23 protein-coding genes are annotated in these 22207 nt (G+C 71.8%); 8 read left to right on the top strand and 15 right to left on the bottom strand.

The window, feature by feature from the left end; all coding sequences use genetic code 11:
- Positions 1–63: 63 nt before the first annotated feature.
- The 12 genes from MUK52_RS03390 to MUK52_RS03335 form a co-directional block, all read right to left on the bottom strand.
- A complete protein-coding gene (locus MUK52_RS03390; protein WP_284574543.1) occupies positions 64–867 on the bottom strand; it encodes an alpha/beta fold hydrolase in 804 nt (267 codons plus the stop codon).
- Between the two features lie 149 nt (positions 868–1016).
- Positions 1017–1610: a TetR/AcrR family transcriptional regulator gene (locus MUK52_RS03385; protein ID WP_284574541.1), complete on the bottom strand. Its 594-nt coding sequence runs from the start codon at positions 1608–1610 to the stop codon at positions 1017–1019.
- Positions 1607–2698: a saccharopine dehydrogenase family protein gene (locus tag MUK52_RS03380; protein ID WP_114055284.1), complete on the bottom strand. Its 1092-nt coding sequence runs from the start codon at positions 2696–2698 to the stop codon at positions 1607–1609. Before MUK52_RS03380 ends, MUK52_RS03385 begins: the two co-directional genes overlap by 4 nt.
- A gap of 176 nt (positions 2699–2874) precedes the next feature.
- Positions 2875–3630 carry a DJ-1/PfpI family protein gene (locus tag MUK52_RS03375; protein ID WP_114055285.1) on the bottom strand — a complete coding sequence of 252 codons (756 nt, stop codon included), beginning with the start codon at positions 3628–3630 and terminating at the stop codon, positions 2875–2877.
- A 41-nt stretch (positions 3631–3671) separates the two neighbouring features.
- Complete coding sequence (locus MUK52_RS03370; protein WP_284581640.1) at positions 3672–4280, bottom strand: DJ-1/PfpI family protein; 609 nt, start codon at positions 4278–4280, stop codon at positions 3672–3674.
- An 85-nt stretch (positions 4281–4365) separates the two neighbouring features.
- Positions 4366–4992 carry a DJ-1/PfpI family protein gene (locus MUK52_RS03365; protein WP_284574538.1) on the bottom strand — a complete coding sequence of 209 codons (627 nt, stop codon included), beginning with the start codon at positions 4990–4992 and terminating at the stop codon, positions 4366–4368.
- 186 nt (positions 4993–5178) lie between these two features.
- Positions 5179–6126 carry a GlxA family transcriptional regulator gene (locus MUK52_RS03360; protein WP_284574536.1) on the bottom strand — a complete coding sequence of 316 codons (948 nt, stop codon included), beginning with the start codon at positions 6124–6126 and terminating at the stop codon, positions 5179–5181.
- Between the two features lie 10 nt (positions 6127–6136).
- A complete protein-coding gene (locus MUK52_RS03355; RefSeq protein WP_284574535.1) occupies positions 6137–6613 on the bottom strand; it encodes a Fur family transcriptional regulator in 477 nt (158 codons plus the stop codon).
- An 80-nt stretch (positions 6614–6693) separates the two neighbouring features.
- A complete protein-coding gene (locus MUK52_RS03350) occupies positions 6694–7992 on the bottom strand; it encodes an MFS transporter (protein WP_284574534.1) in 1299 nt (432 codons plus the stop codon).
- A complete protein-coding gene (locus MUK52_RS03345) occupies positions 7989–8810 on the bottom strand; it encodes a Rossmann-like domain-containing protein (RefSeq protein WP_114055290.1) in 822 nt (273 codons plus the stop codon). Before MUK52_RS03345 ends, MUK52_RS03350 begins: the two co-directional genes overlap by 4 nt.
- Positions 8811–9250: 440 nt before the next feature.
- Positions 9251–10285, bottom strand: coding sequence for a pyridoxal-phosphate dependent enzyme (locus MUK52_RS03340; RefSeq protein ID WP_114055292.1), 1035 nt, complete (start codon positions 10283–10285; stop codon positions 9251–9253).
- Between the two features lie 16 nt (positions 10286–10301).
- Positions 10302–11072 carry a class I SAM-dependent methyltransferase gene (locus MUK52_RS03335; RefSeq protein ID WP_114055293.1) on the bottom strand — a complete coding sequence of 257 codons (771 nt, stop codon included), beginning with the start codon at positions 11070–11072 and terminating at the stop codon, positions 10302–10304.
- Positions 11073–12183: 1111 nt separating this feature from the next.
- Between MUK52_RS03335 and MUK52_RS03330 the strand changes: the two genes are divergently transcribed.
- Genes MUK52_RS03330 through MUK52_RS03320 form a run of 3 tightly spaced genes read left to right on the top strand, consistent with a single transcriptional unit; the run spans position 12184 to position 15123 of the window.
- Positions 12184–13323, top strand: a complete 1140-nt coding sequence (locus MUK52_RS03330; RefSeq protein ID WP_114055294.1) for a FecCD family ABC transporter permease — start codon at positions 12184–12186, stop codon at positions 13321–13323.
- Position 13324: 1 nt separating this feature from the next.
- Positions 13325–14098, top strand: coding sequence for an ABC transporter ATP-binding protein (locus tag MUK52_RS03325; protein WP_114055295.1), 774 nt, complete (start codon positions 13325–13327; stop codon positions 14096–14098).
- Between the two features lie 14 nt (positions 14099–14112).
- Positions 14113–15123: an ABC transporter substrate-binding protein gene (locus MUK52_RS03320; protein ID WP_284574531.1), complete on the top strand. Its 1011-nt coding sequence runs from the start codon at positions 14113–14115 to the stop codon at positions 15121–15123.
- A gap of 559 nt (positions 15124–15682) precedes the next feature.
- Here MUK52_RS03320 and rpsN read toward each other — a convergent pair.
- Positions 15683–15988, bottom strand: coding sequence for a 30S ribosomal protein S14 (gene rpsN / locus MUK52_RS03315; RefSeq protein ID WP_114055297.1), 306 nt, complete (start codon positions 15986–15988; stop codon positions 15683–15685).
- A complete protein-coding gene (rpmB, locus tag MUK52_RS03310; RefSeq protein ID WP_114055298.1) occupies positions 15988–16224 on the bottom strand; it encodes a 50S ribosomal protein L28 in 237 nt (78 codons plus the stop codon). The genes rpsN and rpmB overlap by 1 nt, the downstream gene beginning before the upstream one ends.
- Positions 16225–16292: 68 nt before the next feature.
- On the opposite strand from rpmB, the gene rpmG reads away from it, so the two are divergent.
- The 4 genes from rpmG (at position 16293) to rpsR (ending at position 18215) form a co-directional block, all read left to right on the top strand.
- Positions 16293–16457 (top strand): 50S ribosomal protein L33, encoded by a 165-nt coding sequence (gene rpmG / locus MUK52_RS03305; protein WP_114055299.1) that lies wholly within the window; start codon positions 16293–16295, stop codon positions 16455–16457.
- A 52-nt stretch (positions 16458–16509) separates the two neighbouring features.
- Positions 16510–16755: a type B 50S ribosomal protein L31 gene (locus MUK52_RS03300; RefSeq protein WP_114055300.1), complete on the top strand. Its 246-nt coding sequence runs from the start codon at positions 16510–16512 to the stop codon at positions 16753–16755.
- Complete coding sequence (locus tag MUK52_RS03295; protein ID WP_284574529.1) at positions 16755–17906, top strand: CobW family GTP-binding protein; 1152 nt, start codon at positions 16755–16757, stop codon at positions 17904–17906. The genes MUK52_RS03300 and MUK52_RS03295 overlap by 1 nt, the downstream gene beginning before the upstream one ends.
- 72 nt (positions 17907–17978) lie before the next feature.
- A complete protein-coding gene (gene rpsR / locus MUK52_RS03290; protein WP_114055302.1) occupies positions 17979–18215 on the top strand; it encodes a 30S ribosomal protein S18 in 237 nt (78 codons plus the stop codon).
- A 126-nt stretch (positions 18216–18341) separates the two neighbouring features.
- On the opposite strand, the gene MUK52_RS03285 is transcribed toward rpsR, so the two are convergent.
- Entirely contained in the window at positions 18342–20969 is a 2628-nt protein-coding gene (locus MUK52_RS03285; RefSeq protein ID WP_284574528.1) for an AMP-binding protein, read from the bottom strand.
- Positions 20970–21185: 216 nt separating this feature from the next.
- Here MUK52_RS03285 and MUK52_RS03280 point away from each other — a divergent pair, with 216 nt between their 5' ends.
- Positions 21186–22205, top strand: coding sequence for an iron ABC transporter substrate-binding protein (locus tag MUK52_RS03280; protein WP_284574527.1), 1020 nt, complete (start codon positions 21186–21188; stop codon positions 22203–22205).
- The last annotated feature ends 2 nt before the right edge of the window (positions 22206–22207 follow it).

The following is a 22207-nucleotide window of genomic DNA, read 5'->3' as shown; positions in this document are numbered from 1 at the left end:
CCGTCCCCGCCCGGACCCGCCGCGTCGGCGACCGGGCGGGCCGGCAGTACGCGGCGCCGGGGCTCAGGGGTGCTGGTGGAGGAACTGCGCGACGGCCTCGTTCACGCGCTCTGGTTCCTGCTCTGCCGGGTAGTGACCGGACTGTTCGCAGACGAGCGGGGTGACGTCGGCCGCGAGGCCGGCCAGCCCTGCTGCGACAGCCGTCCCCATCGCGTGGCGGCCTCCGATCGCCAGGACGGGTGTGGAGACCGGCCGCCGGGCGAGTGCCCCGATGTCGTCGACGTCTTCCGCCCGGGTGCGGTAGTAGGCGAGCCCGGCGTCCAGGACGCCCGGAGCGCTGTACGCCTCGACGTAGGCGTGCAGGACGTCCGGGGCGAGGCCGGCCGGTCCGGCGCTCTGTTGCAGGAAGGCTCCGTAGTACGCCCCTTCCCGCCCGGGTACGAGCTGCTCGGCGAGGCCGGGTGCCCGGTTGAAGGGGCCGTGCCACGCCGGATAGTGGCTTCGGCCGGCCGGGGGGATCTCGACGTCGACCCCGGGAAGGATCTCCTCCTCGACGACGAGCGCACTGACCGACTCGGGAGCTGCGGCGGCCATGAGGTATCCGACCGTCGCACCCCAGTCGTGACCGACGACTGCGTAGCGGGTGACGCCCTCCCGCGCCAGCCGCGTCCTGACCCGTTCCGCAAGTGCCGCCTTGCGGTAGTCGTTCACGTCGGGGGCGGGGGCGGCGCCGAGTCCGGGAAGCGTGACGGGGATCGTGGTGACACCGGCTGCCTCGAGGGCCGGCACCAGGTGTCGCCAGTGACCGGTCGTCACCGGCCAGCCGTGCAGGAGTACCGCCGTCGGGGTTCGGTCGTGGTGCGTCATGATGCCCTTCGCTATGGGTGATGGCTGTGGCGAGAACGCGGTCCCGGCTCCGAGCCCGGTGGTCACCGCCGTCCGGACGGAGTCGGCACGGGTGGTTGCGGGCGGAGCGGGGCCGCGGAGGGTGCAGAGTCCGCGGGCTCGGCATGGCCTCAGTCCCGGTCTCCGTCTGTGAGGAAGGCGAGCAGGACGTGACGCAGATGGGCGTCCGTCCCTGCGCTGCGCCGCCCGGCGACGCCGGAGCGGAACAAGGAGGCTCCTTCCATGAGCATCACGAAGACCTCGGCCCGCCGGCGGGCGGCGTCCGCGGACAGCATGGGGGCGTGGTCGCGGAGGAAGCCGGCCACATGGGTGGCGTACTGATCGTAGAAGGCCCGGACGGCCGCGGCGGCCTCCGGGTCGTGTGCGGCCATGGCCCAGACCTCGGTGAACAGCCTTACGAGAGCCGGGTCGTCGTGGTCGGAGAGGACGCCGTCGAGGAGCGCGTCGACGCTGTTGCCGTCCGGGCGGCCGGTGAGGAGTGCGACCCGTTCCAGTGAGGAGGTGAGGACGCGGTCGAGGAGAGCGGACAGGAGGGCGGAGCGCGACGCGAAGTAGTACTGGAGGTGCCCGAGTCGTACGCCGGCCTCGTCCGCGACCGCCCGCAGTGTGAGTTCGGAGCCTCCGGACGAGGCGAGGATGCGCTCGGCCGCGTCCAGCAGGGCCGTGCGTCGCTGCCTGCCCTTGGGTGTCGGCCGGGAGGTCACGCGGCGACCTCGCCGTGAGCCCGGCCGGCTCCCTCGCCGCAGGCGAGCTCGACGCCGAGGGCCGTGAGAGAACCGATCGCCTGCGCGGGGGAGGGGTGTTGTTCGGGGAAGACCGGTCCTCGGGGGGCGGGGAAGCCGTCGGTGCCGAGGACGCGGCGCAGGCCCAGCACGGCACCGACCGCGGTCAGGTGGTGCTGTCCGAGGGGGTCGGTGACGGTCGTGGTGCGGGTGCGCCCCCGGTGGGAGACGTCGACGCGCACCTGGGCCGTGCCGCCCTCGCCGGGCGCGTGGAGGACAGCCCGGCGCACCGGAGTCCATCGGTCACCGGATGCCCAGCGGAAGAACCCCGTCCTGCGCAGTGCGAGGAGTGCGCGGGTCGTGGCCGGGGAGCTGAAGCCGATGCGGGTGGCAGCCGTGGTGGCCCCGAGGGTCATGGGGAGGGTGAACTGTTCCGGGGTGTCGATGCGCGCGACGCGTACCGGCGCACCGCCGATGCCCACGGTCCGTGTGTCCGTGAGCGGCGTTGCCGGCCGGCGTACACCCCCCTCGACCACCTCGAAGTCCACGCCCAGCCGGTCCATGAACTCGACGGAATCCGCACCTGCCCGGTCGGCCGTGTCCCAGCGCACCGCGATCTCGATCCGTTCGGCGCCGCCCAGGTCCGCCGCGAGCGCCGCCGCCACCAGACTGCTCACCCCGCCCATCCATGCGGAGGAGAACAGGACGGGCGACTCCGGGCGGAGCAGCGCGGTGAGGGCGGCGGCCCGCTGCAGCCGGCTCGTCCAGCGCGTGATGTCGACGTAGGGGACGCCCCCCGCCACCGCCGCGCGCAGCACTCGGTCGTCAGGGTCGTTGACCGAGCTGATGACGGCCCGTACGGCCGCCCGGAAGGGGGCCGGGTCCGCCAGGTCCCAGGCGCGCGCCTCGCCCCCGAGGGCAGCCGCCAGGGACCGGCCCTTGTCGGGGGAACGCCCCGTGAGCAGGACCGGAGTGTCCACGGCGGCCATCCGGGCGATCTCGGCCCCCACGGTGCCGTACCCGCCGGTGATCAGTACGGGGCCTGAGGGGTCCAGGCGTACTTCGTCCATCGATTCAGTGATCATGTCCGTCATTATAGGTCGTGCGACCTAGAAAATTGCGCGGCGATGCCGGGTGGCCGCGGGGCAGTCCCGGATTCCCGCCGGGTTCCCTCTTACGACGCCTCCCGCCTGGCGGATCGTCCGCCGAGGGTGCGTGCCGGGCGTCGCGACGCCGTCGGGGCAACTCAGTACAGGCCCTGGGAGGTCCAGACGGTGCCGCGGGCCTCGTACTCCAGCATGGCTTCCAGGCCGAGCGCGGCGTCGACGCCCAGTTCGCGGCGGACCAGCCACAGGGCGAGGTCCAGGCCGGAGGTGACGCCGCCGGCGGTGACCAGGTCGCCGTCGTCGACGACCCGGGCCTTCTTCAGCACGCCGCCCTGCTCGGCGAGGTCGGGCTGCGCCCTGTGGTGGGTGGTGGAGGGGCGGCCGCGGGTGAGACCGGCGGCGGAGAGGAGCATCACGCCGGTGCACAGGCCGGCGATGGTCAGTCCCGGTCGGCGGGCGGCGGCCAGGGCCCGGGGCAGGGCGCCCCGGCGGATCTCGGCCCAGACGCCCGGGTCCTCGCGGCGGGCGTAGCCGCCGCCGGGCACGACCAGGAAGTCTGCCTCCTCAGGGGCCCAGCGGTGGTCGGCGCGGAGCCTGGTGCCGAAAGCGGCGGTGACGGTCCTGGGGCCGTCGAGGGCGACATAACGCACCTGGACGTCGCGTTCGGTGAAGTGGTCGGAGGCCGAGAGCACCTCGTAGGGTGCGGCGAGGTCGAGTTCCTCGACGCCTTCGAACAGGACGACCTGGGCGCGCAAGGGGGCGCGGTGGCCGGATCCGGACGACGCGGCGGTTCCGGTCGCGGTGGTCGCGGCCGTGGTCGTGGCGGTGGGGACGCCGGTCGCGAGGCCCGCGGCGGAGAGGGCGGTCGCGGTGCGCAGCAGGGTGCGTCGGTTCACGTGAAGCTCCTGGGCAGGTGGTCTGCGGTCGATCGAAGGGGTCAGCCGGCGAGCGGTTCGTCGGCGAGATAGGGCGGGGCGGGGTCGTACTGGATCTCCCGGCGCACCGCCCGGGCGTGCTCGCGGCCGTGCAGGCGCCCCGCGAGCCACAGCGTGCTGTCGATGCCGGCGGACACTCCCTGGCTGGTCAGCAACCGGTCGTCCACGACGTACCGGGCGTCGGAGACGACGGTGACGTCGCCGCGGGCCCTCAGCGCCTCCTCGTACTGCCGGTGGGTGGCGACCCGGCGGCCGCGCGCCGGGCCTGCCGCATGCAGGAGGAAGGCGCCGGTGCAGACGCCGACGACCCATTCGGCCCGCGCGGCCTGGGCGCCGATCCATGTGGTGACGCGCGCATTGTGCGGTTCGGTCTCGCGGGCGCCGGATCCGCCGGGGACCAGCAGCACGTCGAGCGGGGGGTGGTCGTCCAGCGTGTGGTCCGGCAGGACGCGCATCCCCTTGGCGCAGTGGACGGGATCGGGGCGTTCGGCGAGGAGCAGGGCGCGGTCCGCCCCTTCCCGGAGGAGGGCGGAGGTGGTGAGGACCTCCCAGGGGCCGGCGAAGTCGAGTTCCTCGGCGGTGTCGAAGAGAAGGATGCCGTAGGTGGCCATGGAGAAGCCGTTCGTGTCGGGTGCGGTGCGTACCGGTGGAGGCAAGCGGGGGAGGGGGCGAGGGCGTGACCGGACGCGGCACCGGTCAGGCGGTGTTCACGATGCCCCGGCGCTGGTACTCGAGGACTTCCTCGGCGAACAGGGCCGTGTCGGCTCCGAAGAACCGCTCGATCAGCCAGATGCCCAGGTCGATGCCCGAGGTGACGCCTCCGCAGGTGACGAGGTCACCGTCGTCGACGACCCGGCCGCCGACCACACGGCCGCCCTGCGCCCGCAGATCGTCCAGGGCTGTGTGGTGCGTCGTGCAGCGGCGCCCGGCCGTCAGGCCCGCGGCGGACAGCAGCAGGGTGCCGGTGCACACCGCGCCCAGGACGAGGCCGTCCCGCCGGGCGGCCGCGAGTGCCCGGGGCAGGGTGCCGCGGCGGATCTCTCGCTGGATGCCGGAGCCCTCGCCGTACCCTCCGCCGGGCACGATGATCACGTCGGCGGATCGCGGCGACCAGGCGGCCCGGCAGACGATCTCCATCCCGGAAGACGTCGTCACCCGGCGGGTTCCGTCCGCGGTGACGAACGACTGTGCGAGGCGTTCCTCGCCGACGATGCCGAACACCTCGATGTGACCGGCGAAGTCCTGTTCCTCCACGCCGTCGTAGAGCACGGTGTGGACGCGCAGGGGGCGCGGGCGCCGGGGAGTTGCGGACGGGGAAGGCATGCAGGGGCCTCCGTGGCAGGGGAACGTGGTGGGCTCCCGGCTCGGGCCGGGAAGCGAGAACACGTCCAGTCTTCCGACGGGCGCCGACCGGCGACACCGGCGCGCGTGCCCATGGTGCGCAAGATACGGCCAGGCCCAGGCCCAGGCCCAGGCCCCGGCCCAGGCCCCGGCCCAGGTCCGGTGCCGTCAGTGGCGGAAGGCGGCCCGGTACGCGGACGGGGTCGTGCCGACCTGGCGGGTGAAATGGTGGCGGAGGGTCTCGAGCGAGCCGAAGCCGGTCGCCTCCGCGATACGTGTCAGGGGCAGCCCCGTCGTCTCCAGGAGCTCCCTCGCGCGCTGGACGCGCTGGGCGAGCAGCCAGCGCAGCGGCGTCGTACCGGTCTGGGCGCGGAAGTGGCGGGCGAGACTGCGCCTGCTCATCATGGCGTGCGCGGCGATGTCGGCCAGGGAGAGCGGTTCGCCGAGCTTGCCGCGCATCCACTGAAGGGTCTCGCCGAGGTCGGCGGAATCCGTCCCGGGCGCACGGTACTCGATGAACTGCGCCTGCCCGCCCGTGCGCTGGGGTGGCATCACCAGCATCCGGGCGGCCGCCGCCGCGGCCGCCGCGCCGTGGTCGCGGCGGACCATGTGGAGGCACAGGTCCAGGCCCGCGGCGATGCCGGCCGACGTGAGCACCGCACCCTCGTCCACGTACAGCACGGAAGGGTCGACGCTGGTCCCCGGGAACCGCTCGGCCAGGGCGTCGGCGAACCGCCAGTGTGTGGTCGCCCTGCGTCCTTCCAGGAGTCCGGCGTGCGCGAGGGCGAAGGCCCCGGTGCAGATGGAGGCGACACGGGCTCCGCCGGCCGCCGCCTCCCGCAGCAGTCGTACCGCCCGGGGATCCGGCGTGCCGTCCGCGGGGATGCCGGGCACGACGACCGTGTCCGCGGCCGGCACCTCGTCCCACCCGTACGAGGAGGAGACCCGGAACGGTGCCGTGGGCCCGGCCGTTGCCACGGTGTCGCGGTCGACGCACACGCGGACGTCGTAGGAGGGTGATCCGTCGGGACCGGTGACGAGCGCGAACACCTGGCAGGGGATGGCGAGATCGAAGGCCGACACCCCGTCGAGCGCGAGAATCGCAACAATGTGCATGCGTCCGAGGCTATGTGTGCCCCGCACGCTTCGGCGTCGCCCCGTGAGAGGGAGCAACTCCGCTGTGCCGCGCCCTTGCCGCTCGGCAGCCGGCGCAGACCCCGGTGAGCTCCAGGGTGTGTTCGACGTCCGCGAAGTCCGACGAACGCACGACGGCTGCGACCCATTCCTCGACGGCATCCGTGTCGAGCGGCTCGTGGCGGCGGCAGCGGCGGCACAGGAGGTAGTGGCAGTGGCCGGCGTCGGGGCGGCGGTACCGGTAGAGCCGCTCGCCGGCCTCGTCGCGGACGACGTCGGCGGCACCGGACCGCTCCAGGGCCTGGAGTGCGCGGTACACGGTGGTGAGGCCGACGCGGACCCCCGACTCGCTCATCGTCCCGTGGAGCTCCTGTGCCGAGACGAACACGGCGTGGCCGGCCAGCGCCTTCTCCACGGCTGCGCGCCGGCGCGTCGTGCGCCGGTTCGTCCCCGGTGGTGTGACGGTCATGGCCGACCCCCTGCTGGAGCTGTTCCGGTTCGGTGGAGCCCACCGCGTGCCGGGCCCTCGGCTCGCGGTGGGCCTCCCGCTCAGTCCCCGTCGGGTGCCGGGGAGCGGGCCGCGAGGCGGGCGAGGACGAGGGCCACGAGGGTCAGTCCGCCGAGGGCCGCCGCCGTTCCCGGGAAGCCGCCGAGGGCCAGGCCGACGCCACCCAGTCCGGCGCCGAGGAAGACGCCGAAGCTCATCCCGGCGGCGTTGACGCTCAGCGCCGTGCCGCGCATGGAGCCGCAGCGCCGTACCAGCAGGGTGGTGACACAGGCCGCGGCCGTCGCGTGGCCGGCGCCGACCAGAGCGGTGAGGGGCAGGGCCAGCCACAGGGTACGGGTGAAGAAGACCCCGACGAGTGCGGCCAGTGCCACGAGCAGCCCGAGCGTCATCAGGCGTTCCGCCGGGATCGTCGCTCTGCCGGAGCTGAGCAGTCGTCCGGCGAGCAGGTTGCCGAGGAAGAAGGCGGTACCGCTGAGCGTCCACACGATCGCGAAGGGCTCGGGTGCGAGTCCGAACCGCTCGTCGTAGAAGGCGGCGAGGTAGGCGAGGTAGCCCATGAACGCGGCCGTCCGCAGCAGGGCGACGAGGATGAGCGGCACCACGCCCGGCAGGGCGCCGAGAAGTCGGAAGGACTCCAGGTAGCCGGGCCGCTCCGTCTTCTCGGCGGCCTCCGTCCCGGTCTTCCGGCGGCCGCGCAGGAGGAAGTAGAGGGCGAGGGCGGCGCAGATCGCGGCGATGGCCCACAGGTCGCCCTGCCAGCCCCACACCAGGGCGGGCAGGGCCACGAGCGGCGCCGCGAGCAGCGCGGTCAGCGACTGGGTGGCGGTGATGAGGGTGGCGGCGCGGCCGGCGGCCGCGTCGTTGTCGAACCGGTCCGCCGCGGCGGCGGTCAGCGCCGGGTTGAGGACGGCCGTGCCGGCGCCGACCAACAGGCAGAACGCCGCCAGCAGCAGGAACTCGCCGCTCGCACCGAGCGCCGCCGAGACCGCGAGCACCGCGAGACCGCCCGCGGCAGCCCGTTCCCGGCGTACGCGGTCGATCAGCGGCGCGAGGGCGGTGCCCACCGCGAGGGCGGCCAGGCCGCCGAGCCCGCGCAGCTGCCCCAGCGCGGCGACGCCGCCGCCGGAGGCTTCGGCCATGGGGACGAGGAAGGTGCTGTAGACGGTGAAGGGCACCAGGCCGATGGCGGAGGCCAGCATGAAGGGCCACAGGACGCGGGTCATCGCCAGGTCACCGGGTACGGACGCGGTCTCCGTGTCCGTACCCGGGCCGCTCTCGTTCTCCGGTTGCGCTCCGTCGGTCGGCGCCGCCGCTTCCGGGGATTCGGTCTCGCTGTTCATGCCCGCTCCGTCCGGTACCGGTACAGCGTGGTGGTGTCGGCGCTGAACTGGGAGAAGGGGAACGGTTCGGCGGACAGCGCGGTCACACCGGTGCCCAGGAAGGCGCGCGCGACGGCGCTGCCGGTCTGGGCGTACACCACCAGCGGGAGGTCCTGCTTGCGGCAGTGCTCGGTGATCCGGTCGAAGCTGCCGTTGACGAGGGTCATGCCGGTGGCGACGACTGCGTCGGCCTCCGCCAGCACCTGGTCCATGTCGTCGGTGACGGGGTCGCCCCAGTTGGTGGTGCGCAGGTTGAAGTCGCAGGGCAGCGGGACGCCGCCCCGCTCACGTATCGCGGCGACCAGCGGGTTGACGACGCCGATCAGGGCGACCTTGGATCGCGGCGCGATGTCGAGGAGCCCGGCGACGGCCGCGTCCCTCGCCTCGGCCCGCACCTCCGGCGTGCCGGTCGGCAGAGTGACGGCCTCGGCGTCCTCCGCATCGCGGTGCGGGCGTACGCGTCCGAGGTAGGCGTCGAGGGCGGCGATGCGCACCGGTGCCGACTCGTGGCGTATCAGGGTGTCGAGGGTGTGTCCGGAGGCGTTGGCGCAGAAGTCCGGGGCGATGTCGCCGGCCTCGAAGGAGCAGGCGCCGTAGGAGTCCCCGGAACGAAGGAGCACGTACTGGTTGCGGTAGGTGACCTGGCTGCCGGCCAGGCGGGTGGTGTGGTGGACCCAGAAGGCGCTGGTGACGGCCAGCCGGCCGGGGAGCGGCCCGAAGGCCCCGTCCAGGACGGCCTGCTGGAGTTCCGGTACGGACCGCGGGGGTGCGGGAGACATGGCTGTTTCCTTCTCGGATGGGTACGGCGGGGAGGGGGCGGCACGCGATGCGGGCGCCCGGGGGCAATGGGGGGCATCAGCACCGAGCCGGCCGGGGCCTCGACGGACACCGCACCACGGACGCCGGTGCGCGCGGCGCCGGCCAGGAGACCGGTGGGCTCGGCCCGCGGGGCCGGACCGGCGCGATGGCTGCCCGGCACGGTCTGGGGCGCGTGCGCGAGTGGTGAGAGTGAGGCGGGGGGCTGTAGCCCCCTCGCCGTGGACGCTAGGCCCTGTCGTCAAACTCCCGTCTGCCCCACGGCGTCTGGCACGCACTCTCGCCGCACCGGGCGAAAACCGACGTACGTCCAGTACGACGGCTTCCGCCCGGCACGCCGAGAGCACGCACCAGACGCCGCAGGGCCGCCCTTCGGGCGACGACGCGAGTTTGACGACAGGGCCTAGGCCGACTCGGCCGTGAGGACGGGCGCGCCACGCAGCAGCCCGCTGTCGGCCGGGGGCCAGTCCATGGCGGACCACGGGTGCTTGAGCTCCCCCTGTACCGCCACCTCGTGGGGCCGCATGGCGCCGAGCCCCCGCGCTTCCGCGTGGTTGGCGTAGGCGCTGTCGACGTAGCGGTGCCCCGTGTCGGCGGCGAGGAAGACGTACGTACGATCGGCGTCCCGCTCTCGCTCCCAGAGCGTCGCCAGATACGCGGCGCCCGCGGAGAGACCGGCGAAGATGCCGCTGGCCCGGAGGAGTTCGACGGCGCCGGACATGGCGTAGTCGAAGTTGACCCAGTGGACGCGGTCGTACAGGTCGTGTCGGACGTTCTGGAAGGGGATGGAGCTGCCGATTCCGGCGATGATCATGTCGGGGTCCGAGACGTGCTCGGCGCCGAAGGTGACGCTGCCGAAGGGCTGGACGCCGACGAGGGTGACGTCGCGGCCGGCCTCGCGCAGGCAGGTGGCGATGGCGCCGGTGGACGCGCCGGTGCCGACGCCGCCGACGAGCGACAGGGGGCCCTCCGGAACTTCCTTGCGGACGAGGTCGGCGATGTCGCGGTAGCCGAGGTAGTGGATGGCGTCGTGGTACTGCCGCATCCAGTGGTAGTGCGGATTCTCCTGGAGCAGTTCTCTGATCCGCTGGACACGGAGGTTCTGGTCGAGGCGGAGGTTCTTTGAGGGGCGGACCTGTTCGAGGGTGGCGCCGAGGATCTCCAGCTGGACGCGGAGCGTGCGGTCGACGGTGGTGGAGCCGACGATGTGGCAGTTGAGGCCGTACCGGTGGCAGGCCAGGGCGAGGGCGTGGGCGTAGATGCCGCTGGAGCTGTCCACGAGGGTGTCACCGGGTTTGACCTGTCCGGTCTCCAACAGGTGGCGCACCGCACCCAGGGCCGAGTACAGCTTCATGGTCTCGAAGCGTAGGCAGATCGCGCCCGGCGGGACGGTGACGACGTCCGGTTCCTTGACAGCCTCGGCTATGTGCTCGTGCATGTCCTTGTCCTCCCGGTCAGGCGGCGGCGTGGCGGATGAGCTTGAACAGGTACGCCTGGCAGTCGTCGCCCTCCCAGGTCTGGCGGTGCAGCACCGCGGGGCGGAATCCCGCGTCGATGCCGTGTCCGACGATCCGCTTCAGCTCGGCGGTGTTGGACACGATCAGGTAGATCTCGCCGTCCGGGGCGAGCAGGTCGCGGGTGGCGATCTGGTCGAAGAAGCGCAGGACGATCTCGGCGCCCACGCACACGTTCCGGACCACGGTCGGGTCGTCGCTCGTCCGCGCGCTGACGGCGGGAGGGTTGAAGGTGATCACGTCCAGCCGCGCGGAGTCCGGGAACTCCTCGAAGAGGTTGGACACCAGCGGCCGGAAGACGGTGTCGGTCCGGTCCCCGACGATGCGCCCGTAGTGGGCGGCGGCGGTGGCCACGCTGTCCGGATGGACGTCGACCGCGTAGACCTCGCGCGCCCCGAGGGTGCCGGCGATCACGGCCTCGACGCCGAGACCGACGCCCATCGCCGCGTAGGCGCGGCCCTTGACCGGGATCGTGCCGTCCAGGAGGCGGTCGTGGACGATGCGGCTGGTGTCGCCCGGCTTGAAGACCCCCGGCGGCAGGGTGAAGGTCCAGCCGTTGTACGCGTACGCCCGCTCGGTGTGGATGTCGGACTTGGAGCCGCTGTTGATGGCCAGGATCTCGTCCCGGGACAGGGTGTCGGGCAGGGAGTCCAGCAGCGCGCGCACGTCGTCCTGGGACGCGGCGGTGCCGCCGGTGGTCCGGTCGGTCATGGCTCCTCCATGGGTCGGATGGGAAGGGAATTCGGGGGCTGAGAACGCGGTGCGGTCGGAGTGGCCAGGCCGTTCGCGGCCGACGGCGTACCGCTCTCGCTCGTACGCGGCGCCGTCCGGGACCGTCGTACGCCATGGCAGCGAGCGGTGCGGAGCCCCCGGCGAGCCGATCGCACCGGCACGCGTTCGGCTGGACCGGCAAGGCTGCGTGTCGTGCGGGGCGCAGCGGTCGCGGCTGCGGGATGTGCGGGGGCGGAGAAACCTTTCGCTGTGCCCGAACCGACCGCGGGGGAGGCTGGTTCGGACCACTCTGGCGGCGCGGCGTCAGCGAGAGGGCCGACGGCTCGCCGGCATCGGCCGACGGCGCCTGATGCCGACAGCCCCGGTGCGGGCGGGTGGGGCTCGGCGGCTGCGAAGGGCGGACATGCTGCTCCCGGGAGATCACGAGGTGGCCCCGCACCACGCCGCTGGACGGAGCGGAACGGTGCGGGGCCCGAGCAGCATGAAGCATTATGAAAATGATTGTCAACATCAGCTGATGGCCCCTCATGGAGTGTGGGTGTCCGCGCCCGGTCGCCATGCGTGCGCGACGGCTTCGGTGCAGTAGGTCTAGTAGTGATTATCGTTTTCATATACGCTCCCGCTGTCATTCCGCTGTCAGCCGGGACCGGAGCCCGTACGGAACCGCACGACGCGGCCGCCAGATCGGCAGGAGGCGAGGAGGATCCCAACCGACTTCTCCAAGTCCGAGTGGGGCCGCGGACACCGGCGTGTGTGCGTTCCGTGTTCCGTCGCGCTCCGACGCCTCGGCCGGAACGGAGCGACTGCTGGGACCGGTACGGCCCGGCGGTCGGATGACCGCGGCGGTCTGGGCCCGGGACGCGCTCGTTCCGCTGACCTGCGGTCCTCAAGGTCTTCGCCGAGAACACCCGCCGTCTGCGCCGCATCGCGCTCGACGCCATCGGACGGCTCCCCGAGGACGACAAGCCCCTCCGCCCGCGCACTCGACGGCATGACCCCGCCGATCGACCTGCCTTGAGCGGGCCACCCCCACAGGCGGCTGCCACCCGCCCCATCAGCACGTTCCGTTCGATCTGGAAGGCCGAGTCCTATGTCACCGCCAGCAATCACCGCGCCATCGGCGGGCAGCGCCGCCGATACGCCGGCCGGCGAGGCGCCCCCCGAACCCGCGAGGGGGGTGAGGGGCCGGCTCGCCTCCCGCAAGGGCCTGGCGCTTGCCTGCGCCGTCCTGTTCGCCCTTCTCCTCGTCTCGATCGTGGTGGCCATCGGTCTGGGCGCCGCCGTCATCACGCCGGGTGAGACCGCCCGTTACCTGTGGGCGGCCGTGAGCGGCGGCCGCATCGCCGCGGACGAGGTGACCACGTACCAGATCATCTGGGAGATCCGTACGCCGCGGGTGCTGCTCGCGGCGCTCGTGGGGGCCGGGCTGAGTGCCATCGGCGTGGCCATCCAGGCCATGGTGCGCAACGCGCTCGCCGACCCCTTCGTGCTGGGCGTCTCCTCGGGAGCCTCCGCCGGGGCCGTTGCCGTCACCGTCACCGGAGGACTGGCGGCGCTGGGCATCTACGCGGTGTCGGCCGGTGCCTTCATCGGGGCCCTGGTCGCGTCCCTCCTCGTCTACGCGGCCTCCTCCAGCCGGGGCTCGCTCTCGCCGCTGCGTCTCGTCCTGACGGGCGTCGCCATGTCATTGGGCCTTCAAGCGGTGATGAGCCTGCTGATCTACTTCGCGCCGGACAGCGAGGCGACCAGCATGGTCCTGTACTGGACCATGGGCAGCTTCGGCGCCGCGAACTGGGGTGCGCTCCCGGTCGTCTCGGTGGTCGTCCTTCTCGGCCTGGTCGCGCTGTACCGGTACGGCCGGGCGCTGGACGTCCTGGCCCTCGGAGACGAGACGGCCGCCAGCCTGGGCGTCAGCCCCGACCGGCACCGCAAGGCCCTGCTCGTCCTGGTCTCGCTCGTGACCGGAGTGATGGTCGCCGTCAGCGGCGCCATCGCCTTCGTCGGACTGGTCATGCCCCACGTGGTGCGCATGGTCGTCGGCGCCACCCACGCGCGCGTGCTGGCCGTCGCACCCCTGGCCGGAGCGATCTTCATGGTCTGGGTCGACCTGGTGTCCCGGACGCTGGTCGCGCCGCGCGAACTGCCCCTGGGCGTCATCACCGCCCTCGTGGGGGTGCCGGTCTTCGTCACGCTGATGCGGCGCAAGGGCTACCTGTTCGGAGGCCGCTGAGATGGACCTCAGACTCGACGGGCTCTCCGTCGTCACCGACGGCCGCAGCCTGGTGCGCGACCTGTCCCTGAACGTGGCGAGCGGCCGGGTCGTGGGCCTGGTCGGGCCCAACGGAAGCGGCAAGTCCACCGCCCTCCGGTGCGTGTACCGCGCGCTCCGACCCAGCTCCGGCACCGTCTGGGTGGGCGAGGAGGACCTCTCCCGCCTGACGGTGCGCCGCTCCGCGCAGGTCATCGCGGCCATGACCCAGGACGGCGCTGTCGATCTCGACTTCACGGTCGAAGAGGTCATCGCCCTCGGACGTACTCCGCACCTTCAGGGCAACCAGGCGCTCAGCCCCCGGGAACGGGAGCTGTGCGAACGCGCGATGGACCGGCTCGACATCCGCCACCTCGCCCGGCGCGGAGTCCTGACGCTCTCGGGCGGGGAGCGCCAGCGTGTCCTGCTGGCCCGGGCTCTCGTCCAGGAGCCGGAGATCCTGGTGCTGGACGAGCCGACCAACCACCTCGACGTACGCCACCAGGTCGAACTGCTCTCGCTCCTGCGCGGCTCGGGACTCACCGTCCTGGTCGTGCTGCACGACCTCAACCTCGCCGCGGCCGCCTGCGACCGCATCGGGGTCCTCCGCGAGGGCCGCCTCGTCACCGCCGGCACGCCCGGGGACGTGCTCACCCCCGAGCTCGTCCACGAGGTCTTCGGCGTCAAGGCCAGCATCGTCTCCCACCCGCTGACGGGTGATCCCCAGCTGTTGTACTCGCTCAACCCCTCCCCGTGAAAGGCACCACAAGCATGTCCATGACCCGATCTCCCCGCTCGGTGCGGCAGCGCGCCGTCCTGGGCTCCGCGCTCGCGGCCGCGCTGCTGCTCAGCGGCTGCGGCGCCGAAGTGGAGACAGACGCCAAGGCGCCCGAGACGGTCACCGTCAACAGGTGCGGTGAACCGGTCGAATACACCGTCCCCAAGCGCGCCGTGGCGTACGAAGGCGGAAGCGCCGACAAGCTGTTCAGCCTCGGCCTGGTCGATCACGTGCACGGCTACGTGATGCCGCCGGCGAACCCGCCGGTAACGGAGTCTCCGTGGGCGAGCGACTACGCCAAGGTGAAGATGCTCAGCGACGACCTCCTCAACAAGGAGATCGTGGTCGAGGCCAAGTCCGACTTCGTCCTGGCCGGCTGGAAGTCGGGCTTCAAGGACGAGCGGGGCATCACCCCGGAGATCCTGGACAAGCTCGGCATCCAGAGCTTCATGCACAGCGAGAGCTGCTTCAACTACCCCAATTACCCCGAAAAGCACACGCCGTTCGAGGCGCTTTACACGGACCTCGAACGACTGGGCAAGATCTTCCGAGTCGAGAAGAAAGCGGAAGAGGTCATCGGCGGACTGAAGAAGCGGGTGGAGGCCGTCAAGGCGAAGGCGCCCAAGGGCGATCCGGTCCCGGTCTTCCTCTACGACTCGGGCACCGACCAGCCCTTCACCGCGGGCAACCAGGTCCCGCCCGACGACATCATCAAGACCGCCGGCGGCAGGAACGTCTTCGACGGCCTCGACCAGCGGTGGACCCAGGTGAACTGGGAGGCCGTCGCCAAGTCCGAGCCGGAGGTCATCATGATCCTCGACTACGGGGACCTGCCCGCCGAGAAGAAGATCGACTTCCTGAAGAACTCCCCGCACACGAAGGGGCTGCCCGCCGTCAAGAAGAACAACTTCTTCATCCTCGACTACAACGAGGGCATCAGCGGGCCGCGCAACATGGACGGTCTGGAGAAGTTCGCGAAGTACCTGGGTGGGCTGAAGAGCTGACCGAGTTGCGGTGCGCCTGGGCCGTGTCCGATCCGCACGGCCCCGGTTCTCCGGGCGGCAGGGCTGCGGCCCCGCAACCCGGCGACCGCCCACCGCACCGGACACGCGCCCCCGGCGCGTGAGCGCGTTGCCGCGGTGGACGTACAGGCGTGCCCCCGGAGCGGCCGGGGGCACGCGCTGGTTTCCGCTTGTCAGAAGAGCGAGTACAGCAGCTTGTCGGGAGATCCGCTGCCGGCGCTGTCCATGACTGCGCTGGTGGCGTTGGCGGTGAGGGCGCCGCCGGCCTGGGCCGGGCCGGCCTCGGGGTCGGCGGCGAGTGATGGACGTGGGTGAGGCCGGCGTCGTGCGCGGCGGCGAGATCGCGCGCGGGGCTGTCGGCGGACGCCGCCGGCCTCTCAGGCGTCCGCGTGCGGCCTCTGCGGCCCCTCGCGGGCCCGCAGGGTGCCGCACGCGGACGGAGCGACCCTGAAGGGTCATGGCATTCGTTCCCGATTGCCGGGCAGCGGTTCGTGTGCGCGAGGGCTGCCCGCTCGGGTCGAACGGCCGGTGGAGCGGGCTGCTACCAGGAGGACTTGGTCACTCCCGGCAGGAAGCCGGCGTGCGCCTGCTGTCGCACCCGTACCCGTGAGAGGCCGAACTTGCGCAGGTGGCCGCGGGGCCGGCCGTCGACGCTGTCGCGGTTGCGTACGCGGGTGGCACTGGCGTTGCGGGGCTGTCGGCGCAGCTCCGCCTGGGCGGCCTCACGCTCGGCCGTGGTGGAGGAGGGGCGGCGGATGATCTCCTTGAGTTCCGCCCGCCGGGCGGCGTACCGCTCGACGGTCTCCTTGCGCTTCTCGTTCTGCGCGATCTTGCTCTTCTTCGCCATCAGACCTTTCCTCCCCGCGCGCGGATCCGGGCCACGGCGGCCTCGATGCCGATCGTGTCCACCGTTTTGACCGCCCTGGCGCTCAGGGTGAGGCGGACGTGCCTCCCCTCGCTGGGCAGCCAGTAGCGCTTGCGCTGGATGTTCGGGTCGAAGCGGCGCGAGGTGCGCCGGTGGGAGTGGGAGATGTTGTTGCCGAAACCCGGCTTGGCGCCGGTCAGTTGGCAGTGGGCCGACATGGGTGCAGCCGCCTTTCTCGCAGGGGGCGAGTGTTGGTAATGGAAATCATTGCCATATAGTACCTGTCATGGCACGCAACGAGATCCGCCCGGTCATCAAGCTCCGCTCCACGGCGGGCACCGGGTTCACCTACGTCACCCGCAAGAACCGCCGGAACAACCCGGACCGCCTCACCCTGCGCAAGTACGACCCGGTCGTCGGCCGGCACGTCGACTTTCGCGAAGAGCGCTGACCCTGCCCGCCCACGGCCCCACCTGCCCCTACGCCGCCTGAAAGGCCCTGCCATGAAGCCCGGAATCCACCCCGCCTACGAGCCCGTCGTCTTCCGCGACTCCGCCTCCGGCACTGCTTTCCTCACCCGCTCCACGATGACCAGCGACAAGACGATCGAGTGGGAGGACGGCCGCACCTACCCGGTCGTCGACGTGGAGATCTCCTCCGCGAGCCACCCCTTCTACACCGGCACCGCCCGCGTCCTCGACACGGCCGGCCGCGTCGAGAAGTTCCAGCGCCGCTACGGGGCCCGCTGATGGGCCGGGAACCCGGACTGCCCGTCGTCATCGTCGCCGGCCTGCACGCCGAGGCACGGGCCGAGGTCGTCGACCGCCTCCTGAACGCCGTCCCCGGGAGCGTGGCGTTGCACCACGACCTGGCGGGCGCCTCCGACGGCACCGTGCTCCGGCTGATCCGCGATGCCGCAGGTACGGTCTCCCGCGGTGAGACACCGCTGGTGAACGACTGCGCGTGCTGTGCCCTGCGCGAGGACCTCGTCCCTGAACTCGAGCGCCTGGCTGACGGCGGCCTGACCCGCCTCGCCGTCGTCGAGCTGTGGGACTCCGTCGAACCGAAGGCCATGGCCGAGGTGATCGCCGGGCATGGCGGAGACCGCCTGACCCTCACGAACGTGATCACCGCCGTCGATCCCGCACTCGTCCTGCCCTGCCTCGTCAACGGCGACGACCTGTCGGAAGCCGGCCTCGCGGCCGCCGCCACCGACCAGAGGACCGTCGGGGACACCTGGGCCCGCCAGCTGGAGTACGCGCCCGTCCTCGCCGTCGTCGACAACGACGAGGCCGACGACGAGGACCGCGCCCTCCTCGCGCAGCTCCACCCCACCGCCCGGCGCGTGCCGGCCGACTCCGGCGAACTCGCCGAGGCCGCCCTCGCCGGCTTCGACGTCGAGGCCGCGGCCGCCGCCCAGCACCCCGCGTGCGCGCTGCTGCCCCAGGAGGCCGACGAGGCCGGAGTCACCACCTTCGTCTGGCGCCGCCACCGGCCCTTCCACCCGGAACGGCTCTACCAGGCGCTCGAGGACCTGTGCTGCGCCGCCGCCCGCAGCCGCGGCCGGTTCTGGCTCGCCGACCGGCCCGACACCCTGCTCGCCTGGGACGCGGCCGGCGGAGCGCTCTGCGTGGAGAACGCGGGCCCGTGGCTGGCGTCCCTGCCCGACGCGGCCTGGGAGATGGTCCCGCCCATGCGCCGGGCGGCCGCCGCGCTCGACTGGCACCCCGACCACGGCGACTGCTGCCAGCACCTCGTCTTCACCTCGCCCGGCCTTGACCGCGACGGCCTGGGGCGCCTCCTCGACTCCTGCCTCCTGACGGATGCCGAGTACGCCTCGGGGCGGGAGGCGTGGAAGCACCTGCCCGCCGCGTTCGACGCCCTCCTCGACGCAGCCTGACACCCACCCGAACACGCCCCGTCCACGGCCGCTGCTGCCGGGACGGAAACCTTCCTGCAAGGAGACGCCGCCATGGCCCGACGAACCGACCCCCGCAAGCCCGTCAAGTCCCGCCCCAACCCGCTCGACGCGGCCGGGATCACGTACATCGACTACAAGGACACCGACCTGCTGCGGAAGTTCATCTCCGACCGCGGCAAGATCCGCAGCCGGCGCGTCACCCGCGTGACCGCCCAGCAGCAGCGTGCCCTCGCCGCCGCCATCAAGAACGCCCGCGAGATGGCCCTCCTGCCGTACGCCGGCCGCTGACCGGCGTACGAGAGGTCCGGTGGAAGGACCGCCCGCCCCGGGGGGGCGATCAACGTGATCGCCCTTCCGCAGAAGTGGCGCACGGCCCCTCCCTCGCCTGCTGCCCCCGCTGCGCCGGTCATGGCGTCACGTCGACCTCGACCAAGGCCGAGCACGGACCACACCCGGAGCTCGGAGTCCCGGTCGGGTGCGTGTGCGCAGCGCACCCGGCGAGAGCAGCGAGGGCAGTCGGCGCATCACACGGGTCGCTGCGATGCCGTAGGCGATGCCGAAGACCAGGGAGGCGAGAAAGGCCACGTGCCTGGAGAACCCGTCGATCAACGGGAAGATCTGCCAGTGGGTCAGGTAGATGTACAGGGAATGGGTGGCCAGGAGGCCGGCGACCTGGTTGACGCGTTCGCGGCTGGGGAGGGACGGTACCCAGACGAGCAGGGCGAACGTGGTGATGATGATCGCTTCTCGCCCGGGGTCGCCGGGGAAGAAGCCGGGCACCGTGCCCAGGGCGGCGGCCGTGACCACGATCCTCTGGTTTCTGGACCCGGCTTTCGCCGCAGCCCAGCCGAGCGCGAACAGCCAGAAGACGGTGACCGCGTCGGGCATGTGGGTGCGGTCGGGGAGCCCGAGCAGGTCGTAGCGGGTCAGCAGCCCGAGAGCGGCGAGCGCCAGGGGCAGGCCGTAGGGGAATCGGCGTTCTGCCCGGTCCGCCAGGGGGAGCGCCAGGAGGGCCACGGCGACGACGAGGATGTAGACCAGTGCCTCGACGAACCAGAAGTGCATGCCCGTTTTGCTGTCCTCGGGCCCCAGCACGCTGTCGAGGAGGGCGAGGTTGGCCAGGGTGTAGTCGTTGTTGAGGAGGAGTACGAAGCCGATCCAGATCATGGTCGGCACCGCGACCCGCGCGATGCTGAGGCAGGCGCGCCGGACGCGTTCGCCGCGTTCGGCGGTGGTGAGGTGGAAGCGGGCGAAGTTGTAGCCCGCGATGGCGAGCAGCAGGTGTGCTCCGCCCTTGATGCCGAAGACGTGGATGTGCGATCCGACGATGCAGAAGATCGCCACGGCGCGCAGGGCGACGCTGGTGTCGAGTGTCCGCCTGCGTGCGGGGATCTCTCCCTCCGGCGGCCTGAGTTCCCGGATCGGAGTGGTGTGCCAGTCGGTCGGCAGGTGGCCGAGCCGCTCTTCGAGGTGGAGAGACATCTCGACGTACGAGAGGGAGTCGCCGCCCAGGCTGACGAAGGTGCTGTCCTGCGTCACATCGGCCCGGTCGAGTATGCGTGCGTAGAGCCGGCACAGGTCTTCCGGGCCGCTGCCCGGGCCCTGTGCAGACGGGCCGGGGTCGGCCGGGTGGGCCAGTTCCCGTACGGCGCGGTAGTCGGGCTTGCCCGTCGGCAGGCGGGGAAGGTCCGCCAGGACGTGGACCCGGACCGCCCGGGCCGGGAGGCCGCACTCGCTCGTCACCAGGTTCCGTATCCGCCGCGCGTCGGAGGCGTGGGCACCCGCAGCACCGGCACCGACGGCGGCCACGGACAGCGCGGTGTCGTCGCCGGTGCACAGCGCGGTGACCCCGTGCCGTGCGAGCATCGCCTCGACCTGGGCGGGGTCGATGCGCAGGCCGAGGATCTTTACGAACCGGCTGCGTCGGCCGACGATCTCGTACATGCCTTCGGGGGTGCGCCGCGCGATGTCGCCGGTGTGCAGCTCCTCCGTGGTCCGGCCCAGAGCGAGGTCGTCGGGGGTACGGGCGTAGCCGAGCATGACGTTCGGCCCTGTGTAGACGAGCTCTCCGGTGTCCTCTTCGGGCCAGTCGGGCAGCGGTTCGAGGCGGAAGGAGCCACCGGGAATCGGGACTCCGGCCGCCCCGGGGTGGGTTTCCGCGAGGTCGGGCGGCAGGTAGGCCATGCGGGCCGTCGCCTCGGTCTGCCCGTACATCGCGAACAGCTCCCAGCCGGCGGCGCGGCCGAGAGCCGCGTAGTGCCGGACCCGGTCGGGTGCGAGCCTGCCGCCGGCCTGGGTGACGTAGCGCAGGTGGGGCAGGTCCATCGAGGCGAAGCCGACCCGGTCGAGCAGGTCGAAGGTGTACGGGACCCCTGCGAAGGTCGTCCCGCGGGCGCTGCGGAACAGTTCCCAGAAACAGCTGTCGGCGACCGAGAGATCGGTGAGGATCAGTGCGGCGCCGCGCAGCAGATGGCTGTGGATGACGGACAAGCCGTAGCAGTAGTGCATCGGCAGAGTTGTCGCCGCGCGGTCGGTGTCCCGGATTCCCAGGTACTCGGCTATGGATTCCGCGTTGGCCTGAAGATTTCCGTGCGACAGCCGCACGAGTTTCGGTGAACCCGTCGATCCGGAAGTGCTCAGCAGCAGAGCGAGATCCGGGTGCAGGTCATGCGCCGAGACGGGGCGCCGCTCGTCGAGTGCCCACTGTCCGCCGTCCGGGTGTGCCACGACGTCCGGGTCGTAGGCGTCGATGAGTGACTGCACGGCTTCCGGGTGGTCGCCCGGCACCAGCAGGACCGGATGCCCCGCCGAGAGTGCCGCCAGGTGGACGACGAGCGCCTCGACGGTGTTGGCGCCGACCACCAGGACCAGGCGGCGCGCAGGACCCAGGCGATCGGCTGTCGCCTCCACCCGGGCGGCGAGCTCGCGGTAGGTCACCGGGCCGTCGGCGGTGATCACCGCGGTGCGGTCGTGATGGGCCGCGAGAGCGCGGGCGAACGGAACGGTCTTGGTGCCGGGGAGCAGGGCGGGAGGGGCTGTCACGAGCGCATCTTAGGAAAGCCTTACCTCATGGGGTAGTCACAGGAAAGTCACGGCCGGGGGCGTGGAAGATCCATAAGGAATTCCCAGGTAGGGTCGGCTCCGCCGAACCCCCGCCGAGGCCGAAACGTTGCGTGCGTCACTCTTGACCTTTAGGTTAGCTTTACCTTACTTATAGGACGTTCATAGATTCTCACTGCACGTGCAGGAAGGCTTCCCATGCGACGCCCCTCGGTTCGACGTCTGACCGCGCTCCTCGCGGCAGCGCTTCTCCTCCCCGCCGTCGCCGCCTGCGGCGTCGACGAGGACGACGCCGGGCTCGTGATCTACTCCGGCCGCAACGAGAAGCTGGTCAAACCGCTCCTCGACGACCTCGAGAAGGCCGTCGGCACCACGGTCGCCGTCCGCTACGGCGAGAGCGCCGAACTCGCCGCCCAGATCCAGGAGGAGGGCGACAAGACCAAGGCGGGCCTGTTCTTCTCCCAGGACGCCGGCGCCCTCGGCGCCCTCTCCGCCAAGGGCCTGCTGGAGAAGCTGCCGCAGGCGTCGCTCGACAAGGTCGACCCGGCCTTCCGCGGCAGCGCGGGCGACTGGGTGGGCACCTCCGGGCGCGTCCGCGTCCTCGCGTACAACCCCGGCCAGGTGTCCAAGGTTCCTGACACCGTGCACGACCTGGTCAAGCCGGAGTGGAAGGGCAAGATCGGCTACGCCCCGACCAACGCGTCCTTCCAGGCCTTCGTCACCGGCATGCGCGTCCTGGAGGGAGACGACGCAACCCGCGCCTGGCTCAAGGGGCTGAAGGCCAACGAGCCGAAGGTCTACGAGAACAACCTCAAGGTCCTCGACGCTGTCGGCAAGGGCGAGGTCTCACTCGGCCTCGTCAACCACTACTACTGGTACGAGCAGGTCGCCGAGAAGGGCGAGAGCAAGGTCAAGGCGAAGATCCACTTCCTGCCGGGCGGTGACCCGGGCGCCCTCGTCAACGCGGCCGGAGTCGGCATCCTCAAGGGCAGCGACCAGGCCCCGGTGGCGCAGAAGGCCGCCGACTTCCTGCTCTCGGAGAAGGCGCAGAAGTACTTCGCCGAGGAGACCAAGGAATACCCGCTGGCCGCCGGCGTCACCAGCACCGTCAAGGACCTGCCTCCGCTGGCCTCCCTCGACGCCCCCAAGATCGACCTGGGCAAGCTGGAATCGCTGCAGGAGACCCTGAAGATGCTTCAGGAAGCCGGGATGGTCTGACC

Source organism: Streptomyces sp. 2P-4, from assembly GCF_030167965.1.
Classification (GTDB): Bacteria; Actinomycetota; Actinomycetes; order Streptomycetales; family Streptomycetaceae; genus Streptomyces; species Streptomyces globosus_A.
The sequence above is the reverse complement of the archived record's forward strand: the minus strand, read 5'-3'. Positions and strand labels throughout refer to the sequence as shown.

What these genes read in the sequence shown, in the direction of transcription:
- MUK52_RS03340 (WP_114055292.1), bottom strand. Translation starts at nt 10,285, where the DNA reads ATGCACGAGCACATAGCCGAGGCTGTCAAGGAACCGGACGTCGTCACC.
- MUK52_RS03350 (WP_284574534.1), bottom strand. Translation starts at nt 7,992, where the DNA reads ATGAACAGCGAGACCGAATCCCCGGAAGCGGCGGCGCCGACCGACGGA.
- MUK52_RS03280 (WP_284574527.1), top strand. Translation starts at nt 21,186, where the DNA reads ATGCGACGCCCCTCGGTTCGACGTCTGACCGCGCTCCTCGCGGCAGCG.
- MUK52_RS03370 (WP_284581640.1), bottom strand. Translation starts at nt 4,280, where the DNA reads ATGGCCACCTACGGCATCCTTCTCTTCGACACCGCCGAGGAACTCGAC.
- MUK52_RS03300 (WP_114055300.1), top strand. Translation starts at nt 16,510, where the DNA reads ATGAAGCCCGGAATCCACCCCGCCTACGAGCCCGTCGTCTTCCGCGAC.
- rpsR (WP_114055302.1), top strand. Translation starts at nt 17,979, where the DNA reads ATGGCCCGACGAACCGACCCCCGCAAGCCCGTCAAGTCCCGCCCCAAC.
- rpmB (WP_114055298.1), bottom strand. Translation starts at nt 16,224, where the DNA reads ATGTCGGCCCACTGCCAACTGACCGGCGCCAAGCCGGGTTTCGGCAAC.
- MUK52_RS03380 (WP_114055284.1), bottom strand. Translation starts at nt 2,698, where the DNA reads ATGGACGAAGTACGCCTGGACCCCTCAGGCCCCGTACTGATCACCGGC.
- MUK52_RS03345 (WP_114055290.1), bottom strand. Translation starts at nt 8,810, where the DNA reads ATGTCTCCCGCACCCCCGCGGTCCGTACCGGAACTCCAGCAGGCCGTC.
- MUK52_RS03365 (WP_284574538.1), bottom strand. Translation starts at nt 4,992, where the DNA reads ATGCCTTCCCCGTCCGCAACTCCCCGGCGCCCGCGCCCCCTGCGCGTC.
- MUK52_RS03325 (WP_114055295.1), top strand. Translation starts at nt 13,325, where the DNA reads ATGGACCTCAGACTCGACGGGCTCTCCGTCGTCACCGACGGCCGCAGC.
- rpsN (WP_114055297.1), bottom strand. Translation starts at nt 15,988, where the DNA reads ATGGCGAAGAAGAGCAAGATCGCGCAGAACGAGAAGCGCAAGGAGACC.
- MUK52_RS03320 (WP_284574531.1), top strand. Translation starts at nt 14,113, where the DNA reads ATGTCCATGACCCGATCTCCCCGCTCGGTGCGGCAGCGCGCCGTCCTG.
- MUK52_RS03295 (WP_284574529.1), top strand. Translation starts at nt 16,755, where the DNA reads ATGGGCCGGGAACCCGGACTGCCCGTCGTCATCGTCGCCGGCCTGCAC.
- rpmG (WP_114055299.1), top strand. Translation starts at nt 16,293, where the DNA reads ATGGCACGCAACGAGATCCGCCCGGTCATCAAGCTCCGCTCCACGGCG.
- MUK52_RS03390 (WP_284574543.1), bottom strand. Translation starts at nt 867, where the DNA reads ATGACGCACCACGACCGAACCCCGACGGCGGTACTCCTGCACGGCTGG.
- MUK52_RS03330 (WP_114055294.1), top strand. Translation starts at nt 12,184, where the DNA reads ATGTCACCGCCAGCAATCACCGCGCCATCGGCGGGCAGCGCCGCCGAT.
- MUK52_RS03355 (WP_284574535.1), bottom strand. Translation starts at nt 6,613, where the DNA reads ATGACCGTCACACCACCGGGGACGAACCGGCGCACGACGCGCCGGCGC.
- MUK52_RS03335 (WP_114055293.1), bottom strand. Translation starts at nt 11,072, where the DNA reads ATGACCGACCGGACCACCGGCGGCACCGCCGCGTCCCAGGACGACGTG.
- MUK52_RS03360 (WP_284574536.1), bottom strand. Translation starts at nt 6,126, where the DNA reads ATGCACATTGTTGCGATTCTCGCGCTCGACGGGGTGTCGGCCTTCGAT.